The 19384-nt window shown below is 63.2% G+C and carries 17 protein-coding genes; 10 read left to right on the forward strand and 7 right to left on the reverse strand.

Going from position 1 to position 19384, the window contains the following annotated elements; genetic code table 11:
• Positions 1–36: 36 nt before the first annotated feature.
• The 4 genes from GG26_RS01665 (at position 37) to GG26_RS01680 (ending at position 6748) form a co-directional block, all read left to right on the forward strand.
• Positions 37–594 carry a hypothetical protein gene (locus GG26_RS01665; protein WP_228375204.1) on the forward strand — a complete coding sequence of 186 codons (558 nt, stop codon included), beginning with the start codon at positions 37–39 and terminating at the stop codon, positions 592–594.
• 119 nt (positions 595–713) lie between these two features.
• Complete coding sequence (locus GG26_RS01670; protein ID WP_414388596.1) at positions 714–2990, forward strand: fused MFS/spermidine synthase; 2277 nt, start codon at positions 714–716, stop codon at positions 2988–2990.
• A 53-nt stretch (positions 2991–3043) separates the two neighbouring features.
• Positions 3044–3664, forward strand: a complete 621-nt coding sequence (locus GG26_RS01675; RefSeq protein WP_414388598.1) for an NADPH-dependent FMN reductase — start codon at positions 3044–3046, stop codon at positions 3662–3664.
• 156 nt (positions 3665–3820) lie between these two features.
• On the forward strand, positions 3821–6748 hold the full coding sequence (locus tag GG26_RS01680) for a GAF domain-containing protein (RefSeq protein WP_099812101.1): 2928 nt from the start codon (positions 3821–3823) through the stop codon (positions 6746–6748).
• Here the strand turns inward: GG26_RS01680 and GG26_RS01685 are convergent.
• From GG26_RS01685 to GG26_RS01700, 4 genes are all read right to left on the reverse strand, one after another.
• Complete coding sequence (locus GG26_RS01685; protein WP_011430339.1) at positions 6686–7648, reverse strand: energy-coupling factor transporter transmembrane component T family protein; 963 nt, start codon at positions 7646–7648, stop codon at positions 6686–6688. The genes GG26_RS01680 and GG26_RS01685 overlap by 63 nt on opposite strands.
• A gap of 63 nt (positions 7649–7711) precedes the next feature.
• A complete protein-coding gene (locus GG26_RS01690; protein WP_414388600.1) occupies positions 7712–9733 on the reverse strand; it encodes an SH3 domain-containing protein in 2022 nt (673 codons plus the stop codon).
• 65 nt (positions 9734–9798) lie between these two features.
• Positions 9799–10293 carry a DUF427 domain-containing protein gene (locus GG26_RS01695; RefSeq protein WP_011430337.1) on the reverse strand — a complete coding sequence of 165 codons (495 nt, stop codon included), beginning with the start codon at positions 10291–10293 and terminating at the stop codon, positions 9799–9801.
• A 29-nt stretch (positions 10294–10322) separates the two neighbouring features.
• Complete coding sequence (locus GG26_RS01700) at positions 10323–11048, reverse strand: Crp/Fnr family transcriptional regulator (RefSeq protein ID WP_099812102.1); 726 nt, start codon at positions 11046–11048, stop codon at positions 10323–10325.
• Positions 11049–11316: 268 nt separating this feature from the next.
• Here GG26_RS01700 and GG26_RS01705 point away from each other — a divergent pair, with 268 nt between their 5' ends.
• The 6 genes from GG26_RS01705 to GG26_RS01730 all read left to right on the forward strand — a co-directional run bounded on the left by GG26_RS01705 (position 11317) and on the right by GG26_RS01730 (position 15461).
• Positions 11317–11979 carry a sigma-70 family RNA polymerase sigma factor gene (locus GG26_RS01705; protein WP_011430335.1) on the forward strand — a complete coding sequence of 221 codons (663 nt, stop codon included), beginning with the start codon at positions 11317–11319 and terminating at the stop codon, positions 11977–11979.
• Entirely contained in the window at positions 11976–12542 is a 567-nt protein-coding gene (locus tag GG26_RS01710) for an anti-sigma factor family protein (RefSeq protein WP_071813516.1), read from the forward strand. Before GG26_RS01705 ends, GG26_RS01710 begins: the two co-directional genes overlap by 4 nt.
• 66 nt (positions 12543–12608) lie before the next feature.
• A complete protein-coding gene (locus GG26_RS01715; RefSeq protein WP_414388603.1) occupies positions 12609–13196 on the forward strand; it encodes a hypothetical protein in 588 nt (195 codons plus the stop codon).
• Positions 13197–13247: 51 nt separating this feature from the next.
• On the forward strand, positions 13248–13562 hold the full coding sequence (locus GG26_RS01720) for a DUF3181 family protein (protein ID WP_011430332.1): 315 nt from the start codon (positions 13248–13250) through the stop codon (positions 13560–13562).
• Positions 13550–14671 carry an S-layer homology domain-containing protein gene (locus tag GG26_RS01725; protein ID WP_099883948.1) on the forward strand — a complete coding sequence of 374 codons (1122 nt, stop codon included), beginning with the start codon at positions 13550–13552 and terminating at the stop codon, positions 14669–14671. The genes GG26_RS01720 and GG26_RS01725 overlap by 13 nt, the downstream gene beginning before the upstream one ends.
• Before the next feature lie 220 nt (positions 14672–14891).
• Positions 14892–15461 (forward strand): photosystem I assembly protein Ycf4, encoded by a 570-nt coding sequence (locus GG26_RS01730; protein ID WP_099812104.1) that lies wholly within the window; start codon positions 14892–14894, stop codon positions 15459–15461.
• 166 nt (positions 15462–15627) lie between these two features.
• Here the strand turns inward: GG26_RS01730 and GG26_RS01735 are convergent, their stop codons facing one another.
• The 3 genes from GG26_RS01735 to GG26_RS01745 form a co-directional block, all read right to left on the reverse strand.
• Positions 15628–17205: an NAD(P)H-quinone oxidoreductase subunit N gene (locus tag GG26_RS01735; RefSeq protein WP_414388606.1), complete on the reverse strand. Its 1578-nt coding sequence runs from the start codon at positions 17203–17205 to the stop codon at positions 15628–15630.
• A 119-nt stretch (positions 17206–17324) separates the two neighbouring features.
• On the reverse strand, positions 17325–18596 hold the full coding sequence (gvpJ, locus tag GG26_RS01740) for a gas vesicle protein GvpJ (protein ID WP_228375199.1): 1272 nt from the start codon (positions 18594–18596) through the stop codon (positions 17325–17327).
• A 110-nt stretch (positions 18597–18706) separates the two neighbouring features.
• Positions 18707–19186, reverse strand: a complete 480-nt coding sequence (locus GG26_RS01745) for a peptidylprolyl isomerase (RefSeq protein WP_011430327.1) — start codon at positions 19184–19186, stop codon at positions 18707–18709.
• Between the last annotated feature and the right edge of the window lie 198 nt (positions 19187–19384).

Consider the following 19384-nt stretch of genomic DNA (forward strand, 5'->3'; position numbering starts at 1 on the left):
GACGCAATCGGTTTGGCCATAGCCTGCTGGGCAGTGGTGGGCCTTCCATCGGCGGCATGGGGGATCCCTGGGCAATCGCCGGATCAAGCGGCGGCCTGGGTGAGAAATAATCCTGTGCTGCGGCCCCGCCCAGGCGAAACCTTGAACATTCACCGCGTGGAGCCGGATGGATCCCGATTTACCTTTTTGGCCTCGGTGGCCCCGCCGGGCCGGATCATCAACCCGCTGGATCGGGAGACGATTCGCTCGGAGCGCATGACCTTCTTTCGCCCGCAAGGGCTGACGGCAGAGGATCTTTTCCAAGCCATTCGCGAGATCTACGGGCCGGAGATCGCCGCCGATTTGGATCGGGCGGTGGAGGTGATCCGCTACCCGGCCCCTGAAGCCTTGGCCAACAATCCCGGCTACAGTCTTGCCCTGGCCACCCAAGGCGTGGTGCTGCGGGGGGATCAGTTTGTCTATTGGCTGGAGCTAACACAAAACCCGGATGGCCGCGTGCAGCAGGGCCAGGTGTGGGTGTTCCAAGAAGAATGGCTACCCAAGGTGGAAGGGGAGTTGGCCGAACGCTTTCCCCTACAGGTGATGAGCCGCTGAGCTGGGTTTGCAACTTCCCTTGGGCGGGCGGAGGTTCGCGGCTGCTGGGATCCGCCCCTGAATCCAGCACCGGCATCCAAGCTTCTTAGAACTGACAGCCAGGGGTTGGGGGCACGGCTGTGGTTTTGCTGGTTGGCCTCACGTTGTTCGGCAGCGCCTTTTGCCTTTTTTGGGGGCAGTTGTTGGTGGGCAAATTGCTGCTGCCGCTCTGGGGGGGATCCCCCCTGGTTTGGAATACCTGCCTGGTCTTTTTCCAGCTCGCTTTGCTGCTGGGCTACCTGTGGGCAGACCGGCTGGGGCGAGGGCTCGCTCCCGGCTGGGGCGTGCTGCTGCACGGGATCCTCCTGCTGGCGGGGCTGAAGTTTTTGCCCTTTCAGTTTGGGATCCCTGGCCAACTGGAAGGGGTCTTCCCTTCCCTAGCTCTGTTGGCTGACTTGACAGCAAGGGCGGGAGTACCCTTGCTTCTCCTGTCGGGGACGACGCCGTTGCTGCAGCGGGCGCTGGGAGAGGCGAAAAGGGATCCCTACGGGCTCTACGTGGCCAGCAATGCCGGCAGCCTAGCGGGGCTGCTGGGCTATCCGCTGCTCTTGGAGCCGCGGTTGTCTCTGTCGGGGCAAACCCACCTGTGGACGGGATCCTACGCTCTGGTCGCAGCGCTGGTGCTGCTGGGTGGGGTGGGGCTCATGCTGAACGGGCGGGAGGTGACTTTCCCGAGGGGAGATCCCGTGGAGGAGATCCCCCCCGTCTCCTGGCGGGAGCGTTGGCGCTGGGCCGGCTGGGCCTTTTTGCCGGCGGGCCTGTTGGTGGCGGCCACCACCCTCTTGACCACCGACGTGGCGGCGGTGCCCCTGCTGTGGGCCGTTCCCCTGAGCCTTTACCTCATGACCTTCATACTGGCCTTCGGCGGCCTCTACCCCAATGACTTGGCTTTAGGGACAACGGCTCTGCTGGCCTGTGGAGCGCTAGGGGCCCAGGTTCTGGGCTGGGCGAGACCTTGGTTTTGGGTGTTGCCGCTACATCTGGGGGCTTTTGGCCTGGTGAGCTGGGCCTGTCACAGTCAGTTGGCCAGATCCCGTCCACCCGCCCAGCAGTTGACGCAGTTTTACCTGTGGCTGGCTGTGGGAGGCAGCTTGGGAGGGCTGTTCTCCGCTTTGCTGGCGCCGCAGATGTTTGAGACCTTACTGGAGTACCCCCTGCTCTTGGGGGTGTCGCTGGCGGCCTTAGCGGCACGGGGAAGGCGGCTGGGCCTGTCGCTAGGGCTGGGGTTGCTCTTGCCTTTGTTGCTGTTGGGCTTTCGTCCTCAGGCGCTCTTTCGCCTTGGAGCCGCTGGGGGCTTGGCTCTGGGGATGGCCCTTCTGGGGTCTGTAGGAGAAGGCAGCAGAAGGCGCTGGGTGGGAACAGGGATGGGTCTAGTGTTGCTGCTAGGACAAACCTGGCTGCCGCCGGGGCTCCAGGTGGTGGCCGAGGAGCGCAGCGCCTTTGGCCTCCACCGGATTGTGGAATACCACGCTGAGGACGGATCCCTCCGCAGCCTGCTCCACGGCACCACCCTGCACGGCAGCCAAAACCTGGATCCCCAAAAGGCCCTGGAGCCGCTCACCTATTTTTCCCGCGAGGGGCCGGTGGGTCAGGTGTTCCAGCGGTGGCGGGCGCAGCCGCCCTCTTCTCCGGCCCAGGTGGCGGTGCTGGGGCTGGGGATCGGCACCTTGGCCGCCTACGCCGAGCCAGGGGATGAGTGGACGTTTTTCGAGTTGGATCCCACCGTGGCCGACTGGGCGGGCCGCTACTTCCCCTATCTCGATTGGGCCAGCCGGCGGGCGCAGGTGCGGGTGATCTTGGGCGATGCCCGGCTCCGCCTGCAAGGGATCCCCGATGGCAGCTACGACCTGATGGTGATAGATGCCTTCAGCTCCGACGCCGTGCCGGTGCATCTGCTTACCCAGGAGGCCCTGACCCTCTACCTCCGCAAGCTCAAGCCCCAGGGCTGGCTGCTCTTTAACATCACCAACCGCCACCTGGACTTGGCGCCAGTGCTGGCCGCCTTGGCAAGAGCATTGCGGCTTCCCGCCTGGCAGCAAGCCCATGAAGAGCTCACCGCCGCCCAGCGCCGGGCAGGGCTAGCCCCTTCCCACTGGGTGCTGATGGCCAAAAGCCCTGGTGGCCGGCAAGACTGGGATCCCTGGCAGCCCCTTTTGCCCCAAGCTGGGGATCCCCTCTGGCGAGATGATTTTTCCAACCTGCTACATGTAATCCGCTGGCCCCAGCTTCCCCTGCTGGGAGATATCCAGATCCCAGCTCCGAAGCAGAATCCGGCTGTTATCGCTGCGCGACGCTTCGGCAATGCGTCAGCCTTATTCAGCAAGACGGCTAAAGAAATCTTTACAATGCAGATTTAGTATGAGTTATGATTGTTTGAAGCATAACTAATGTCTGCTCAGGAGCCTGGCTTATGTCTCCTTCAACCCTGCAAGCCCCTACTGTCGATTGGCAAGCCGTCATGGCTGAAGCCTCTGGAGCTTGTTTCGTGGCCATCGGCGGCAGCTTGCGGCCCAATTCTTTGACTTATCAGGCGCTAGAGGTGGTGCGGTGCGAGTTTGAGAGGTTGAGGCTTCTCTTGCACATCCTCGACCTGCGGCAAATGAAGTTGCCCTTTGCCGATGGTTCGGAATCCTACCCGGACTATCCCGACGTGGAGGTTTTGCGGGCAACAATGAAGCGGGCCGATGGGATCATCCTGGCTAGCCCTGAGTACCACGGCGGCATCAGCGGCAGCCTGAAGAATGCTCTCGATCTCTTGAGCTTTGAACACTTAGAGGGCAAGGTCTTCGGGCTGATCAGCGTTTTGGGCGGTGAGAGCAACAGCAATACCCTCAACCAGATGCGTTTAATTGTGCGGTGGGTGCATGGCTGGGCGATCCCGGAGCAGATTGCCATTGGTCGGGCTTGGAGCGCCTTCGATGAGCAGGGCAACCTCAAGGACGAAAACCTACGCCAGCGCTTGCAACGCTTTGTGCAGAGCTTGGTCACCAACACCTCCAAACTGCGCGGGTCCCGGCTCCCAGCTCCTTGAAAAGGGCCTAGGTTCCCCAGCAGCCCCATTTTCAAGAGGGGCTTCCCCTTTCCTGGGAGAGGGGCTGACGCCCAAGTAACGGCATGGCTAAGGTGGGCCAAGAGAAAGCTGCGGCCGCTTTCCCTCTGCAGAAACCTGCATAACCCACGTCGGGCCATGGTTCAACCTCCTTCCCCCTATTCTTCCAGTGGAGCTGGGGCCATCTCTCCCCTAGTTGCCCTACAGGCAACCTTGCAACAGATGCGGGAGCAGAGCGATGCCAATGCCCTCATTCAGCTCACGCTGGAGTATGTCAAGGCGGTGTTTGGGGCGCCGCTGATCTGGCTGGCCTTTTATGACTATCAAAATCACCAGTTGCTGGGTCAGGGAGGGTTTAGCCTTGTGGAGGAGCCAACTCTCTTGCGAGGGGTGCATCCCCTGCAGCCGGGGGAGATCTTGGAGCAGGTGGTGATCGAGCAGCGGCCCATCAGCGTGCCCGATCTTTCCCAGGAGCCGCGCATGGGCCTTTGGCAGCGGGAAGCCAGGCGCCTGGGCGGGATCCAAGGCTGCTTCATCTACCCCTTTTCAGCAGCAGGGCGGCGGCGCTGCCTGGGGATCCTGATGCTGGGATCCCAGATGTGGGGGGTTACCACCCGCGAGGAAGAGAAAGCGCTCCTGGGGATTTTGCTGGGCCAGTTGGCCGCCTCTTTGCAGGAGCTGGAAAATGCCTGGAGGCAGCAGAGCGAAAAACGCCTTGAGGATTCGCTCCTGAGGCTGGGAACGGCGATATGCCAGGCGGGATCCCTGCAGGAACGGGTCAGCCTGGTGAGGCAGGAGCTGCAGACTTGCCTGGGCGCCGTCCATATCCAGGTGTACTGGCACGAGCGCAGCCGGGGGCGGTTTGTTCCCCATGGAAGCGCCTCTAGACCCAGCCAGCCACCTACTCCTGCCCCCATGTCCAAAGAGGCCAAAGCAGGAGCAGCGTCGCCAGGAGATGGCGGCCTTTCGCTGCGGGAGTTGGGAGATATGTACTACACCCTCGCCGATGGCCAGGTGGTGGTAGGCGGCACAGGGACGACCCGCTCCGAGATCCCCCTCAAGCTGATGCAGCAGTTGCGGGCCCAGGCGGCCTTGGCCGCCCCCATCTTGCTGGAGAAAGATCTGCTGGGGTTCATTTGGGTGCAATCGGATGTGCCCCGCACCTGGCAAGCTGTGGAGCGCCAGTTGGTGGCCGCCGCCGCCAATGGGCTGGCCTTAGCCGCCCCCCTGGAAAATCTGGATCGCCGCATCCGCCAGTTGGCCGACGAGCAAGAGTTTGTGCAGCAGGTGGGCCGTTCGCTTTACAACCCGGCGGAGCTGCCGCAGGCTCTCCAGCAAGCCGTCGTCGGCCTGGGCCAGCGTCTGCAAGCCAGTGCGGTGGCCGTCCTGACAGTGGATCCCGATAGGCCGAACCCCCGCCTCTTCTCCGAGTACCGCAGCGAGGGCAAGCAGGCTCTGCCGCCGCAGTTCAGCTCCTTAAGCGAGCAAGACTGGCAGGATCTGCTGCGCAGCGAGGTGGTGGCGGCGGAAAACTACGACCAGGATCTGCGCCTGCTCTCCTGGCGGCAAGAACTGGCCCCTTTGGGGGTGCGCTCCCTCATGCTGACTCATACCGGCGCCAGCGGCACTGCCACCCCCGAAGGGCTGATCCTAGTGCTCCACCCGCGGCCAAGGGCTTGGAGCCGAGAAGAACGGCAACTGCTGCGCGGGACTGCCCAACAAGTGGGATTGCTCCTGCGGCAACTTCGGTCTCAGCAACGGCAGGAACGGCAAGAGCACTTGCTCAGCGGCCTGATCGCCACTTGTCTGACTTTGCAAAACCTGGCCACCCCTGAGGCTCTCTACGCCACCATCGCCCAACAGGCGGCCCAACTCCTCCAGATCCCTTTGGCGCTGGTGGTCAGTTGGCAGCCGGGGGAGAGCCGGGCCTGCTTGCAGCCGCCCTTTGCCGCTGCCCCCGAGTTCTGCCCCAGCGGCCCCACTGAGATCAATCGGCAGGATCCCTTGCTGGCCGCTGCGCTGCAGGCGAGGGGTCCCCTCCCGCTTGCCCAAGACCAGATCCCGGCTGCCAGCCGCGCCTGGTTAAACTCGGTGGGCCTGGGATCCTGGCTGCTGGTGCCCTTGGGGGAGACGGATCCCTCGCTGCCGGAGCCCCTGGGGGTTTTGATCCTGGGAGCAGAGGCGGACAGAGTCTGGGAGGCAGAGGAGCAGGCGGCTGTGACGTTGATGGCCCAAACCTGTGGCTGGACGCTGCGGCGCTTGCTTTGGGTGCAAACTTTGCAGGAGCGGCAGGAGGTGCTCAGCGAGTTGAATTGGTACAAGCACCGCCGCCTGCTGGATCTGCAAAATGCCCTGCTGGACGGCCTGCGCCGCCTTGGCCAAGTGCCGGGCATCCGGGGAGATGAGGCCACCCGCTGGCAAAAGGTGGTGGAAATCGGCAGGGAGCTGCGGGATCTGGCCGTCTTCGCCGAGCCGCTGTTGCAGACGGAAACGTGGCAGGTGCAGCCGCAGTTGCTGTCGGTGCCCCTAGCAACCTTGGTGCGCAAAAGCCTGCGCCGAGTGGAGGGCCTGACCCAAAAACGCAAGCTGTGGCCGCGCGCCCACGGCGACCTCAGCCTCGTCGTCCAGGGCGATGTCGGGCGATTGGAGATGATCCTCTGGGAAGTGCTGCTGGCCGCTGCCTTGCGCAGCCCGGAGGGGGGGCGGCTGGATCTGTGGAGCCAAGCCACAGAGGGCTATGCAGAGCTGCTGGTGGTGGATCAGGGCAGCTTCGATCCCCACCTGCTGACGGCCTTGCAATGGGATCCGCAACAGGTCATCTACGCCGATCCCCTCTTCCAATCGCCGCTCTCGGCGAGCCCCGGCCTGGAACTTGGCCTGTGCCAACGGCTACTGCAGCGGATGGGAGGGCAGCTCTCCTTCTATTCCTCTGGGGATGGGCGCTCCGTTGCCCGGCTGCTCCTGCCGCTGGCTGGCAAGGAACTGCGTCCCCCGGCCGTAGCCTCAGGGGGACAAGGCCCTCAGCAGCCAAAACAGGGGCAGCAGGGCCAGCGCCCCGCGATCTAGCTGCCGCAGGTGTAGGCGGTGCCAGCGCAAGGGGTGGTCGGGGCCGGTCAGCCCACGCGCCTGCATGGCCATGGCTGTCTGCTCTGCCCGCAGGAGCAGGTTTTCAAAAAAGCGCTCCACCAGAGCCAGCAGGGTTTGGATCCCGCCCCGGAAGCTGAGGGATCCCCAGCGGACATCGCGGGTGCGCACCGCCCGCACCAGGTTTTGCACCTCCTCCATCACCAGCGGCAGAAAGCGCAGCGCCAAGGTGAGAGTGAGGATCACCTCCGCAACTGGCCATCCCCAGCGTTTTAGAGGCTGCACCAGGTGGCCGATCCCCTCTGTGATCTCTTCTGGGGCTGTGGTCAGCAAAAACAAATTGGTGGCGTAGAGCAGCGTAAAGATGAGGGTGCCCAGCCGCAAAGCCACCGACAGGGAACGGCGGGACACCTGAAAGGTTCGCTCCCCTAGGGAAACCTGCAGCAAGCGGTAGCGGTAGGGAGTCGGCCAGGCACGGGTTTGCTCCCGCCAGGCCCGCTTGGCTGCTGCGCGGGATCCCTCTTCCACCCCCCCGTCATAGCCGGGGATGAGCCCATAGCCCACCACCTGCGCGTCCTGCCGCTGCGGCTGCGGGAAAACCCCCAACCCATCGGGAGCGAAGCTGGTGATCCCAAAAGTGAGCAGGCTGAGGGCTAACACCAGCGAGAGCTGGCCCGACCAGACCCGACGCGGCAGGCGGGCTGCCACCGTCAAGAACAACAGAACCGCCACCACGGCCAGGCGCCAGCCATTGCCAGCCAAAATTGGGCTGAGCAGAAAGCTGAGCAGCCAGGCCAGCTTCACGCGCGGATCGAGGCGGTGCAGCCAGGTGCGCGGCTCTTCCAGGTAGATTCCCAGCGGGGCATTGCGCAGAATATCCACTGCAGGCAAACGGGAGACAGGTTATCCCCCAAAAGGAGAACGGAAGCTGGCAGCAGGAAAGGCTTAGAGTCGCTCCACCAGACGGGTTGAGCCGGATTGGGCAGCGACCCATCCCCCTGGGGCCCCCTCTCGCTCAACGCGCAACCAGACAGGCACCTGTCCTTCGCCAGCCTGCACCTCTACCACCCGCAGCAAAGCTTGGCGCGGGGCGGCCCCGACGATAGCCCCAGTCAGGCTGGGCTGCTGGCGAATGTTAATGCCCTCATTGGCAATCACCCGCACCTGTCGCACACCCCGCCACTCGGCCAGAGGGCCGGTCAATTCAGGCTCAGGCGTGGGTTCTGGCTGGCCCGAAGCGTCGATGGCAACCGGCGGCTGCTCCAGTTGCACCTGGGGCTGCTCCAGCGGCGGCGCTGGCGGCGTGAACAGGCTCCTCAGCATCTGCCAGATCACCAGCAGGGAGAGGATGCCCACGCCGACCACTCCGGCCAAGCCGATGCCGAGGGGAATGGCAGGGCGCTCACCCCGACCACGGCGGGATCCCAGGCGGCTGCGGCGGTAACGCTCCACCTCCTGCGATCCCCACTCGTGGGCGTGTGGGATCCCTTCCTCGAAGGGGGGCTTGGCCGGCCCCTCGCCGCGCCGGTAGGCGGGCAAATCGGACATACGCGGGGGCTCTGGAGGAGGCGCTGTCCCTCCCCGCGGAAAGGGGGCGGGCGGGCGAGGCGATTCTTGTGTTTGCTCAGTTAGGCGTGGGCCACCCACCATAGCAGGCAAATGGGGTGCGGGGTGGAAAGATGGGGGAGATAGCGTCCCCGCCGGCGAGCTCTCGCGACTGGGCATCTCGTCCAGGTAAGCCTGAACCTGGGGGTTGTCGAAGTAAGCTTGCAAGGTTGCTTGGGCAGTTTCCAGGCCGCGAAACTCTGGGAACACCTCCTCTTGAAACCACCTTTCTGTGAAGCGGCACAGACCCGGCAGATGGTCAGGGGAGCCGGCGGAGTGTTCTTCGATAAACTGCAGGGCCTCTGTTTCTTGGCTGGAGCGCAGATGGTCAAGCGCCTCCTCGGTCTGCCCCAGCAACAGGCTGCAGATGGCCTGCTCCAGATGGACATCCTGCCGCTGGGCCAGGCGGGCCAAGTAGCCGCGGGCACGCCGCACCAAGGCCGGACGTTTTTCCAGATAGCCTGCTGCCAGCAACACCTGCACGGCCAAGTAGGCGGCCACCAGCGAGGGACGCTCGGCCTCTCGCTCAAACAGCTCCTGCTGTTCTTGGAGAGTAAGGTGACGGCGCACCCGCTGGATGAAGCGCAAGAAATCTTCTGTGCTGAGGCCAGAGCCATCCTGCCCACTTCCTTCAATGCCACCCCGCTCGTCCAGCATGGCTTTCAGGAGGGCAAGCCCTTGCTGCCGCGCCAGGACAGGATCGGCAAGCGCCTCTTTGCCGATTTGGGCGGGGGCGCTAGTCTCAAGGCTGAGGAGCTGCAAAATGCGGTAGGGACGCAGCTTGCCCAGATCAAGGCGGAGCTCTGCTTGCAGCTGCGGAAAAGCCTGATACTCCTCCAGCTCCGCCAGGCCCGCCTGCAGAGAGCGTGCCGCCTCTTCGTAGGATCCCTGTTGCCAGGCTTCCCGGCCCAGCTCCAACCGGGCGATGGCCCGCGCCAAAATGGCGTCAGAACGGGCAGGGTGGCCCTGCTCCAGCATCTGTTGAGCCAAATCTAAGGCCGCTTGGTACTCTCCGACTTCGCAATACAAACACAGCACTCCTGGCAAGAGGGGCTCTTCCACCGTCAGGGTGGGATCCGCCGGTGTCAGGTGTTCGTCGTAGTTTTGTCGCGCCTCTGGGTTAAGCAACACCGAGGCTGCCTCTTGAATAAGCTGAGCGCGAGCTTCCACGGCCTGCGGCGAAAACCCCAGCAGCCAAGAGCGCTCGCCCGGCTTGGGATCGAGCCGCTCTCGGTAGGCCTGCTCGATCTGATGCTCGTCCGCCCGTGGTGACAGCATCAAAACCCGGTAGTAGTCGAGGGGCACCCGCACCGTCATGGCTTTTGTCCGCTTTCCTGCTCGCGTCAAGGCGTCTTTGGACACCTGACCCCTATCGACTTAACTGTAGTCCTTTTCCTCGGCAAAAGGGATCCCCTCTTGCCTAGAGCCTACCAGTCCCAGCTCCCCGGCTCCCCCTTGAAGGGGCCTACGACCTTGGAGGTAATCCAGCCGCCGTAGAAATCTCCCGGCTGGGGCCGGACTCGTTCTCCATCCACCCGGCACTCCTGCACGCGGCCCGCATAAAAAGCGAGGTGGTCGCGGATGGGCCAAAACTCCGGGCTGGGATCCGGATAGCTCCAGGCGGCATCCACGGCCACCTGGGATCCAACTTGCACCGTCCAGTAGCGGGCAGATCCTTTGAACTCGCAGAAGGAGGTGCGGGCGCTGGGGCGGAGATACTCCAGCCGCACATCGGCGGGGGGGATGTAGTAGGTGGGCGGGTGGCTGGTTTCCAGGATGCGGTAGCAGCGGCAGCTGTGGGCGATGAGCTCGCCATTAAAGAAAACTTCCACCCGCTCGGCGGTTGGCTCCAGGCGGGGCGGGCGCGGGTAGTCCCAGACGGATTCTTGTCCGGGCCGGGGCGGGATGGGCCGGGGGCGCATGGGCAGTCTCCAAAACAGGACGGATGCACCTAGAGCAGGCGGGTGGCCTCTACCAGTTTGGCGTACTGCACCAGCAGCAGAGACTGGTGCTCCGGCAACACCTGAATCACCCCTTGCTGTTGCAGGCGGCCCAGCACCGCCGCCGCTACCTCCCGGCTGACCTGGCTGATATCGGCCAAATCCTGGAGGGGAGGGTAAACAATGCGCACGCCCTGCTCGGTTTTCTCGCCAAAGGCCTCTGCCAGTTGTACCAGCGCATGCACCACCCGCAGCGGGGGGCTTTGTCGATCCAGATCGGCCTGCAAATTGGCCAGGCGCAGGCGGCGGGAGAGGCTGCAAGCCAGGCGATAACACAGGTGCGGCTCCTGCAGCATCAGCGCCTTGAAGGTGGCCGCCGGGATCCCGGCCGCCCGCAGCGGGGTCAGGGCCAGCACATCCCGCGAGCGGGGGGCTTCGTCCAGCACCGCCATTTCCCCCACCCAAGCGCCCGGCCCGAGCAAAGCCAGGGTTTGGGCGCTGTCTTGTGTCCCTTCTGCTGTGCGAATCCCCACAGACCGCCGCACCTTGGCCCAGCCAGAGAGGATCAAATAAACGACGTTGCCCCAGGCATCCTGCATCAAGAGCGCCTGTCCTGCCGCAATATCCCGCAGCTTCACCTGGGATCCCAACCATTGCAGAGAGGCTGCTGAGAGTTGGGCCAGCGTCGGCACCGCCTTGAGCTCGGAGAGGAGGGCAGCAGAGACATCAGAATTCATGCCGGTTGACCCTAGCGCAAGCCCACTGTAGCCCAGTCGCCGGCTCAAGGGCTATCCTGCAGAGTGTTCGCCCTAGGTCGGGTCCCCTGCCCCAAAATCCGAGAGCTTGTAGCCGCTGCGGCCTCTGGAACCTTTGCAGCTGCCTTGAGTTTGGGGAGTGGGGGCCGAGCGGGAGGAACTCAAACTGCGCCATTATCGTCTAGCTAACAGAGGTTCTGCTTGGGAGGGGATCCCTCCGTCGTTGTCCTTCGATAATCTATGGGTACCTATGGATGCTGCCCTCAGCGACATCAGTGGCCAGCGCTGGTCGGTCTGGGTGAAGGACGTGCCTGTGCGGCCCGAAAAGCTCGCTGACGTGGATCTGGTGCTGCTCTGCCAGCAGGGATCCCGGCCCCACCGCGAGGCCTTCGCTGAGCTGATACGCCGTCACCAGGCCTATGTGGACAAGGTGCTCTACCACCTGGCCCCCGACTGGCCTGACCGGCACGACCTGGCCCAGGAAGTCTGGATCCGGGCCTACCGCCACCTAAAGCGGCTGCAGGAGCCGGCGAAGTTTCGCAGTTGGTTGGGGCGGATTGCCACCAACCTGTTCTATGACGAGCTGCGCAAGCGCAAACGGCAGCAGCAGCCCCTTTCTTTGGATGCCCCGATTTCGATGCGGGACAGTGAGGTGGAATGGGAGCTGCCCAGCGAGAGCCCTAGCCCCCATGAGCACCTCACCACCTGCGAGTTTTACGAGCAATTGCACCAAGCCGTCCGCGACCTGCCTCAGGTTTTTCGCCAGACAATCCTGCTGCGGGAAATTCAGGGGATGGCCTACGAGGAAATTGCCGAGATCACAGGAGTGTCTTTGGGCACCGTTAAGTCTCGCATTGCCCGCGCCCGCGCCCGCTTACAATCCACCCTAAAACCCTACCTCGATGGTGAATGACCATGGTTCGCGGCAACCTTAACCCCGACCGCGAGGACTCCCAGCCAGAACTGCCGCTGGTGGAGGAGCGCTTTGAACAGTTGAGCGCCTACCTGGATGGGGAATTGTCGCCCCAAGAGGCGCGGCAGGTGGAAGACTGGCTGGCCAGCGATCCCCAAGCGCGGCAACTGTACAGCCAACTGGCAGCCTTGCAGGCCGGCTTGGCCAACCTCAAGGCCCCAACTTTGGATCCTGGCCAAACAGAGCTGCTGATCAGCCGCGTGTTCGAGGAGCTGGACCGCAGGCCGGCGCTCGATCTGAGCTGGCGGCGGTGCAGGGGCACCCCTTGGGGACGGGTGGCAGCGGCTGGGGTGGCCTTGGCGGGAGCCGGCTGGGCGGGCTGGCGTTGGTCGCATCCCCAGCCGTTGGTGTCGCTAGAGGAGCCGCCGGTGCGGGTGGCCATCGTGCCTGCCTCTGCCCGGGTTGCCCAGCGCTATCTGTTCGAGCCGGGGCAAAAACAAGATGCCTACTCAATTTTGTTTGAGACAACGCCGAACCTCGGCGACGAGGTGAGCTGGGAATGATTCTGAGCAGGCTTGAGAAAGATTGAGGAGTGGAGGGTGGAAAAAGCAGTTCGCGGAGCTTGCGGTTTGGCAGTTTGCCTTTGGCTAGTTAGTCTGGGATCCTTGTCGGCCCAGGCTGACCCCAGTGGCAGCCATTTCGCAGCGCCGCAGGACTCACGTCCTTATCCCCATGCCCTGGAGCCCACCAACCTGCCCTCACCCAGATCCCGTCTCACCCAACCGCTGGCCGGCTCTCAGGCTTCCACCCCCGCCCAAAACCAACCGGCCTCTCCCGAGATAGAGCTATCGCCTTTTCCCGATTTCCCCCTCCTTAAGGAGTTGGATCCGCCCCTCCCCACCTTGGCCGACCTGGGCATCCATTGGGATCGCCTGGCTCTGCTGCCCGACCTCGAGCTGGCCGAGGAAATGGATAGGGAGTTCAGCCGCCGCTTGGCCCGCCTGAACCGGCAGATTGCCAGCCAACAAGAGCGCCTCTACCGCCTGTTGCAAACCTGGGACTCTGACGAGGCCGATATCCGTCAAATTCAGGCCCAACTGAGCCAGTTGCGCACAGAACGGGATCGCCTGGCGCTGGAACACCTGTTGCTGCTGCGGCAGTTGCAAGAGAACTTCGCCCTGCCTCTACCGGCCCGCTCTGCCGCCAGCTCTCCCTGAGGTGGGCCCAAGTTATGATCGGCAGAGGGCAACCACTGACGGAGCTGAGCGATGGCCCAAGTGCCCAGCAACCCAGAGATCGAGCAGTTGGCCGCTGCCATTGGCGAGGAAGTTTACATCGATGTAGCCCGCTGGCACCTCTACCTGCGGGATGCCCATCTGCACACCCTCTTGGCAGAACAACTGGCCCCCCAGGTGAGGGCAGGCAAGGTGGATGAGGACGCGGTCACGGAGATCTTGCAACGGATCCCGGTAAAAGTGGGGGGTGGGCGCAAAGAATTGCCCCTGGCGGATCTGTTGCCGATGCAAAGCCTGCTGAACTTGTTGGATGTGCTGGAGGAGTTCAGCCGCAAATGGGCTCAGTAGAGGGGGAGAAAGCATTGCAGCATCAGCTCAATCGGCTCAAGCAGTCTAGGCGGTCGCTGCCTCCAGCCGGCACCTGGCTCAGGGCCGCTGGTTTTGCCTTGCTGCTGGGGCTGTTGTCGGCCTGTCAGGGAACCGAGTGGGGAGAGCGGCTGCAAAGAGCGGTGCGACCGGTGGGCCTGCCTCCCCCTCTCTCCGCCGACCGACCGGAGACGCCCACGCCTCTGCCGGGATCCCGCTCCCCCTCTGCTCCTGCCACCCCCCCTGCTTCCTTCACGCCCCCGCCCAGCCAGGTCAGCAGCCGTTTCACGGATCTGGAGCCCGGATCCCTGGTGGCCCGTGCTGTCTCTGATCTGGATCGGCTGGGTGTCTTTGCCGATATTGTTGGCAGTGAGTTTCAGCCGCAGCGTAGCGTTCGTCGCGGCGAATTTGCCCGCTGGTTGGTGCTGGCCAACAACGCCATTCACGCCGACCAGCCCAGCCGCCAAATCCGTTTGGGATCCGCTGGCGAGCGCCCCTTGTTTTTGGATGTGCCGGAGGAGGATCCCAACTTTCGCTACATCCAGGCCCTGGGAGCTGCCGGCCTGGTGGTCGGCGATGCCAACCGCGAGTTCCGCCCCAACAGCCTGCTGTCGCGGGCAGAGCTGATCCGCATGAAGGCACCTCTGGATTTGCCGCCCGGCCAGATCAAGGGATCCCGAGCAGAGCTGGAGGAGCGTTGGGGCTTTACCGATGCGGCCCAGATCCCCGACGAGGCCGTTGCCCCCCTGGTGGCGGATCGCAGCCTGGAGAATGCCTCCACGGTGTTGCGCACCTTCGGCCCCATCCGCACGTTTAACCCCTTTGAGCCGGTCAGCCGCGGGGAAGCGGCGATTGCCCTTTCGGCCTTTGGGGAGCGAACGGCTCAGGAAGCTGCCTTGCCAACCCCAACTCCCGCAGCCGAGCCCCCCGACCCTGAGCCTTCTCCTCCTGTTGCCGAGCCAGACCAGACCCCTTCCCCTCCTCCCACCCCTGAGGGCGACCCCTCTCCCAGCGCCACTGGCAACTCTAAACCTCCAGCCGTCACCCCAGGGGCAGGGGAAATTGTGACGCCGCGCGAGCCTCAGCCCTAAATTGAGGGCGATCCCAGCGTAGAAGCGGAGAGGGCCGCAGCGCTTAACCCCCTCTCCTGCTTCGCCCCCCTGAGGCTGGATTGCAAAAGGACCAACCCCCTGGCTGCTCTTGTTGTTGGCGGCGGAAAAATGCTAACTCTCTTGCTGCTCCACAGGGCAAGCTCCTCCCCGCCTATAAAATGGGAGAAGCCAACTTGGAAAATCGACAGGGATCCCGTCTGTGTCTGCGACTGTTCCCGAAATTCGCTCGGAAGACCTGCTGCGCTACACCGTAATCGGGTCGCGGCGGCCCAGCGTCTACTTTTGGGCGGTGGCGCTGACAGGGGGTGGGCTGGGCTTTACCCTGGCGGGTCTTTCCAGCTATTTCCACCGCAACTTGCTCCCCTTTTCCGATCCCGCCAGCCTGGTGTTCATTCCCCAGGGCATTGCCATGCTCTTCTACGGCGTGCTCGGATCCCTGGCGGGGCTGTATCAATGGCTGAGCCTGTACTGGAACCTGGGGGGCGGCTACAACGAGTTCGACCGCCGCACCCAGAAGATAACCCTGGTGCGGCAGGGCTTTCCGGGCAAAAACCGCGAGGTGCGCCTAGAATACGACTTTGCCGAGGTGCAAAGCCTGCGGGTGGAGCTGCGAGAGGGCTTCAACCCTCGCCGCGCCATCTACTTGCGCATAAAAGGACGCGGCGACATCCCCCTCACCGGTGTCGGCCAGCCCCCTCCCCTGGCCGAGATCGAAAACCAAGCCGCTGAGATCGCCCGCTTTCTCAATGTCAGCCTAGAAGGTATTTGAGATTCTGTTTGGTTGTGGACGGCTGCTGGTCAGGGATCCCAGGAATTGAGATAGCCCAGAAACCGTCTCAACAACATCGGGTCAATTGTCCCAGTAAATTTCCCCTTCCGAAGGGAGAAGGGCTGGGGGTAAGGGAGCCGTGCCTTGCGGCGCCCTTGAGGAAGGTCTAGGAACCGCGGCTAGGCAAAGCTGCAGATCCTGCAACGGCCAGAGAAGGGCTGGCCGACCCTGGAGCAAAAGCCTGGGCTGTCGGGAACCCGAAAAACGGGCTTTGCTCCACCGCCTGAGTGGAGAGGGTAAATAGAGGATTGGAGAGGATGCCAGCGAAGATGGTGGCCACCAGCGTCACCACCATGCCCACCCGCAAAGCCGGCATGCCCTCGGCCTGCCAGTCGGTTGGGGGGTAGTTTTGCACCGAAAGCGACATCTCCTGCGGCTCTTTTACCACCATGGTTTTCACCACCCGCACGTAGTAGTAGATGGAGATGACGCTAGTCACCAGGCCCACCAGCACCAGCGTGTATTCTCCTGCCTGCCAGCCGGCCCAGAAGAGATAGAGCTTGCCGAAAAAGCCGGCCAGCGGCGGCAACCCGCCCAGGGAGAGCAGACAAATGCTCAGGCAAAGGGTGAGAAAGGGATCCTTCTGATAGAGGCCGCTGTACTCGTTGATTTCGTCGGTGCCAGTCTTGAGGCTGAAGAGGGTGACACACAGAAAAGCCCCTAGGTTCATGGCCAAATAGACCATCAGGTAAAAAATCAAGCTGGCATAGCCCGCTTCGGTGCCCGCCACCAAACCGATCAAGACAAAGCCCGCCTGCCCAATAGAAGAATAGGCCAGCAGTCGTTTGAGGCGGGTTTGGGCAATCGCCACCACATTCCCCAGCACCATGGTCAAAATGGCCAGCACCGAGAGCACCGCCCGCCACTCTTCTGTCATCGCCGGAAAGACGGTGGCCAAAAAGCGAATGGCCAGGGCAAAGCCTGCCGCCTTGGATCCCACCGACAAGAAGGCCACCACCGGCGTCGGGGATCCCTCATAGACATCAGGAGTCCACTGGTGGAAAGGCACCGCCGCCAGCTTAAAGCCAATGCCGCCCAGGCAGAACACCAAAGCGAGGATCCCCACCAGCCCGGCATTGGCCAGGTAGGGCGCAATAGCCGCCAACTGGGTCTGCCCCCCCGACAGGCCATAAAGCAGCGACATGCCGTAGAGGAAGATAGCGGTGCTGCTGGCCCCCGTCAACAGATACTTCAGGGCCGCCTCGGAAGAACGCGGATCCCGCTTGGTGTAGCCGGCCATCAGGTAGCTGGCGATGCCCAGCGTTTCCAAGGAGACGAACACCATGATGAGATCCGTCGCCCCGGCGAGGAACATGCCCCCCAAGGTGGCCGTGAGGAGCAGCACATAGAACTCGCCCGTAGGCGCGCCTGCCTGGAGGAAGTAGCGCTCCGCCATCATCACCGTCAGGGCTGCCGTCGCCACCACCAGGCCGCGGAAGAGAATGCTCACCGGATCCGCGGCAAAGCTGCCCAAGAAGCTCTCCAACTGGGGCTGCTGCCATTGCAACACCAAGGTCACCAAGGCCCCAAGCAAACCAAAGAGGGAGAGGGCCGGAAGACTTTTGCGCGCCGCCGACCCACCCACCAAATCCACCACCAGGACGATCAACAGCGTGAGGGTAACCACCACCTCCGGCCAAATGGCGCCGGCATGCAGGTTTCCGGTTGGGGCGAAGACATCCATAGGGGAAGACTATGAAGAGAGATTAACGGGATCCAAAGCCAGCATACCGCGATTTCCGGCCTCCCTAGCTTGCTTCTGGCATTTCTTCTCCCAATTGTCTCCATCGACACTTCCTGGTTTCAAGAAAGCTTGGCGCTGGAGGTGAGCACCAATCGTAGGCGAGCGTGGATGAGGCTTAAGTCGGCCAAGCCCAGGTCGATCTCGCCGTCGATGACGATCCCGGTGTTGATCAGCCGATCCAACAGTTCCAGCAGGGATCCCTCGCCGTGGGGTTGGCCGGGGTAGTAGTCCCCCTGGCGGGGCAAGAGAGAGCCCAGATCCCCCAGATCTAGGTTGAGCTCTGCCGGGTCGATCTCCAGCAGGGCGCAGAGTTGCCGAATTTGCTGCCGCAGGGCCTGGAGGCTGCTGCCGGCCCGCTCGATTTGCTCGGCAGAAAGGCGGTTGGCCTCCATCTGTCGCACCACTTGCGCTTCCATCAACTGCCGCAGCAGCTCCACCAAGGTCAGCACCAGCGAGGCCAAACCGGCTTCCGGGCGTTTCCGGCCAGGGGTGAGCCGGGCCCGGCTCAAGTCTTCCGGGCTGGCCGGGCTGATAGCAAGGCGGGGGGAAGGAGCAGCCAACCACTGCTCAAAGGGCTGGAAGAGCTGTTCCAGGCTAAGCAAATGGAGGTGGGGATCCCGCGCCGCCTCTTGCCGCTCTTCGGGCAGGTTGTAGCCCCAGGCAGCCAAAAACAAGAGCACCTGCTCCAGGTCCGGCACCCTTTGCACCTGGCGCAGCGTCTGCAGGCGATCCTCGACAAACCAGAGTTCCTCAGGCGCTACCTGGGTCGCTGCTAGCAGCCGCCGGAGGGTGGTGGCCTTGGGGGCGCGCACCTCCTTGCCCAGGATACGGTGGCGCGGCAGTTGGATCCCTTCGCGGAGCAAAAGCTGCTGGATAAAGCGCCCCTCTTTGGTACTGAGAATGGCTAGGCGCGGCTCGCCAGCAGCCTGGATCTGGCGCATCCAAGCCGCCACTCCCGGATAAAAGCGGTGCAGCCCCAGCCAGCCCTGCAGATCTTCTTCGATCCAGCGATCCCGCACCTCATCCAGCCTTTGGGCTAAAGCCTGCTCGGAGATCCCCGCTCCCTGCAACAACCGCTGCCGCCAGCCGGGCCAGTCTTGGCGCAAAGCGTCTTCGGGGATCCCTTGCTGCAGCCCCCACAGCAGCAGGGGCATCTCCCAGCCGGTCTCGATCAGCGGGCGCAGGCGGTCGAAGGCAGGGCGCAACGACTCCAACTGGGCAGGAGCAAGGCCCCACACCTGGGCGCAGACCCGACAGGAAGAGGCAAAATACTCCGCCCGCCCGTCGCAGAGCACACCATCAAAATCCAGAGCCAAAATGCGGGGGGACATTCGCCGGGGCCTAGCGAACTCCATACCTGAGTCCCCCATAGAGCAAGTTGCAAAAATGGGGCCAGAGGCCAAGTTAATTTAACCAAACTGTTTTGCCGGATTGGCCCAACCTAGTTCGATTCCGAGATGCGAACAGACTTGATCTCCACCGGCTTGAGGGGACGATCCTGCGGGCCGGTGGGTGCAGTAGCAATTTTATCCAACACGTCCTCCCCCTCGATTAGTTGCCCAAAGATGGTGTAGTTGGGCGGCAGGGGATAGTCGGCATGCATGATAAAAAACTGGCTGCCGTTGGTGTTGGGGCCGGCATTGGCCATGGCCAAGGTTCCTCGCGTGTAGGGGCGCTGCACCGGCTCATCGGGAAAGCGGTACCCCGGCCCGCCTCGCCCCGTGCCGGTGGGATCCCCGCCCTGAATCATGAAGCCCCGAATGACACGGTGAAAGATGACGCCATCGTAGAAGTGATCCCGGGCCAAAAAGACAAAATTGTTGACGGCAAGGGGAGCTTCCTGCGGGAACAGCTCCAAAACCATCGTGCCGGCGGTGGTCTCCAGCGTGGCCGTGTAGGACTTGGCCGGGTCGATCACCATGGGGGGAGGACTGTTGTAGGTTTTCACGGTTTTGCCCAACTGTTGTGCCAGGAGCAAATCGTAAGAAGAATGCGGGCGGGCCAGAGCCGAAACAACGCCGGATCCCACCCAAAGCAGCACTGCCAGCAAAGCCAGCTTGAACAGGTGGGTGATGCCAGAGGGCACGCGCACGTTTCTTGCCAGAAAGCTCCGCCCCTA

The sequence above is a fragment of the Synechococcus sp. 'PEA 65AY6A-5F PE A' genome (assembly GCF_047462575.1).
Classification (GTDB): Bacteria; Cyanobacteriota; Cyanobacteriia; order Thermostichales; family Thermostichaceae; genus Thermostichus.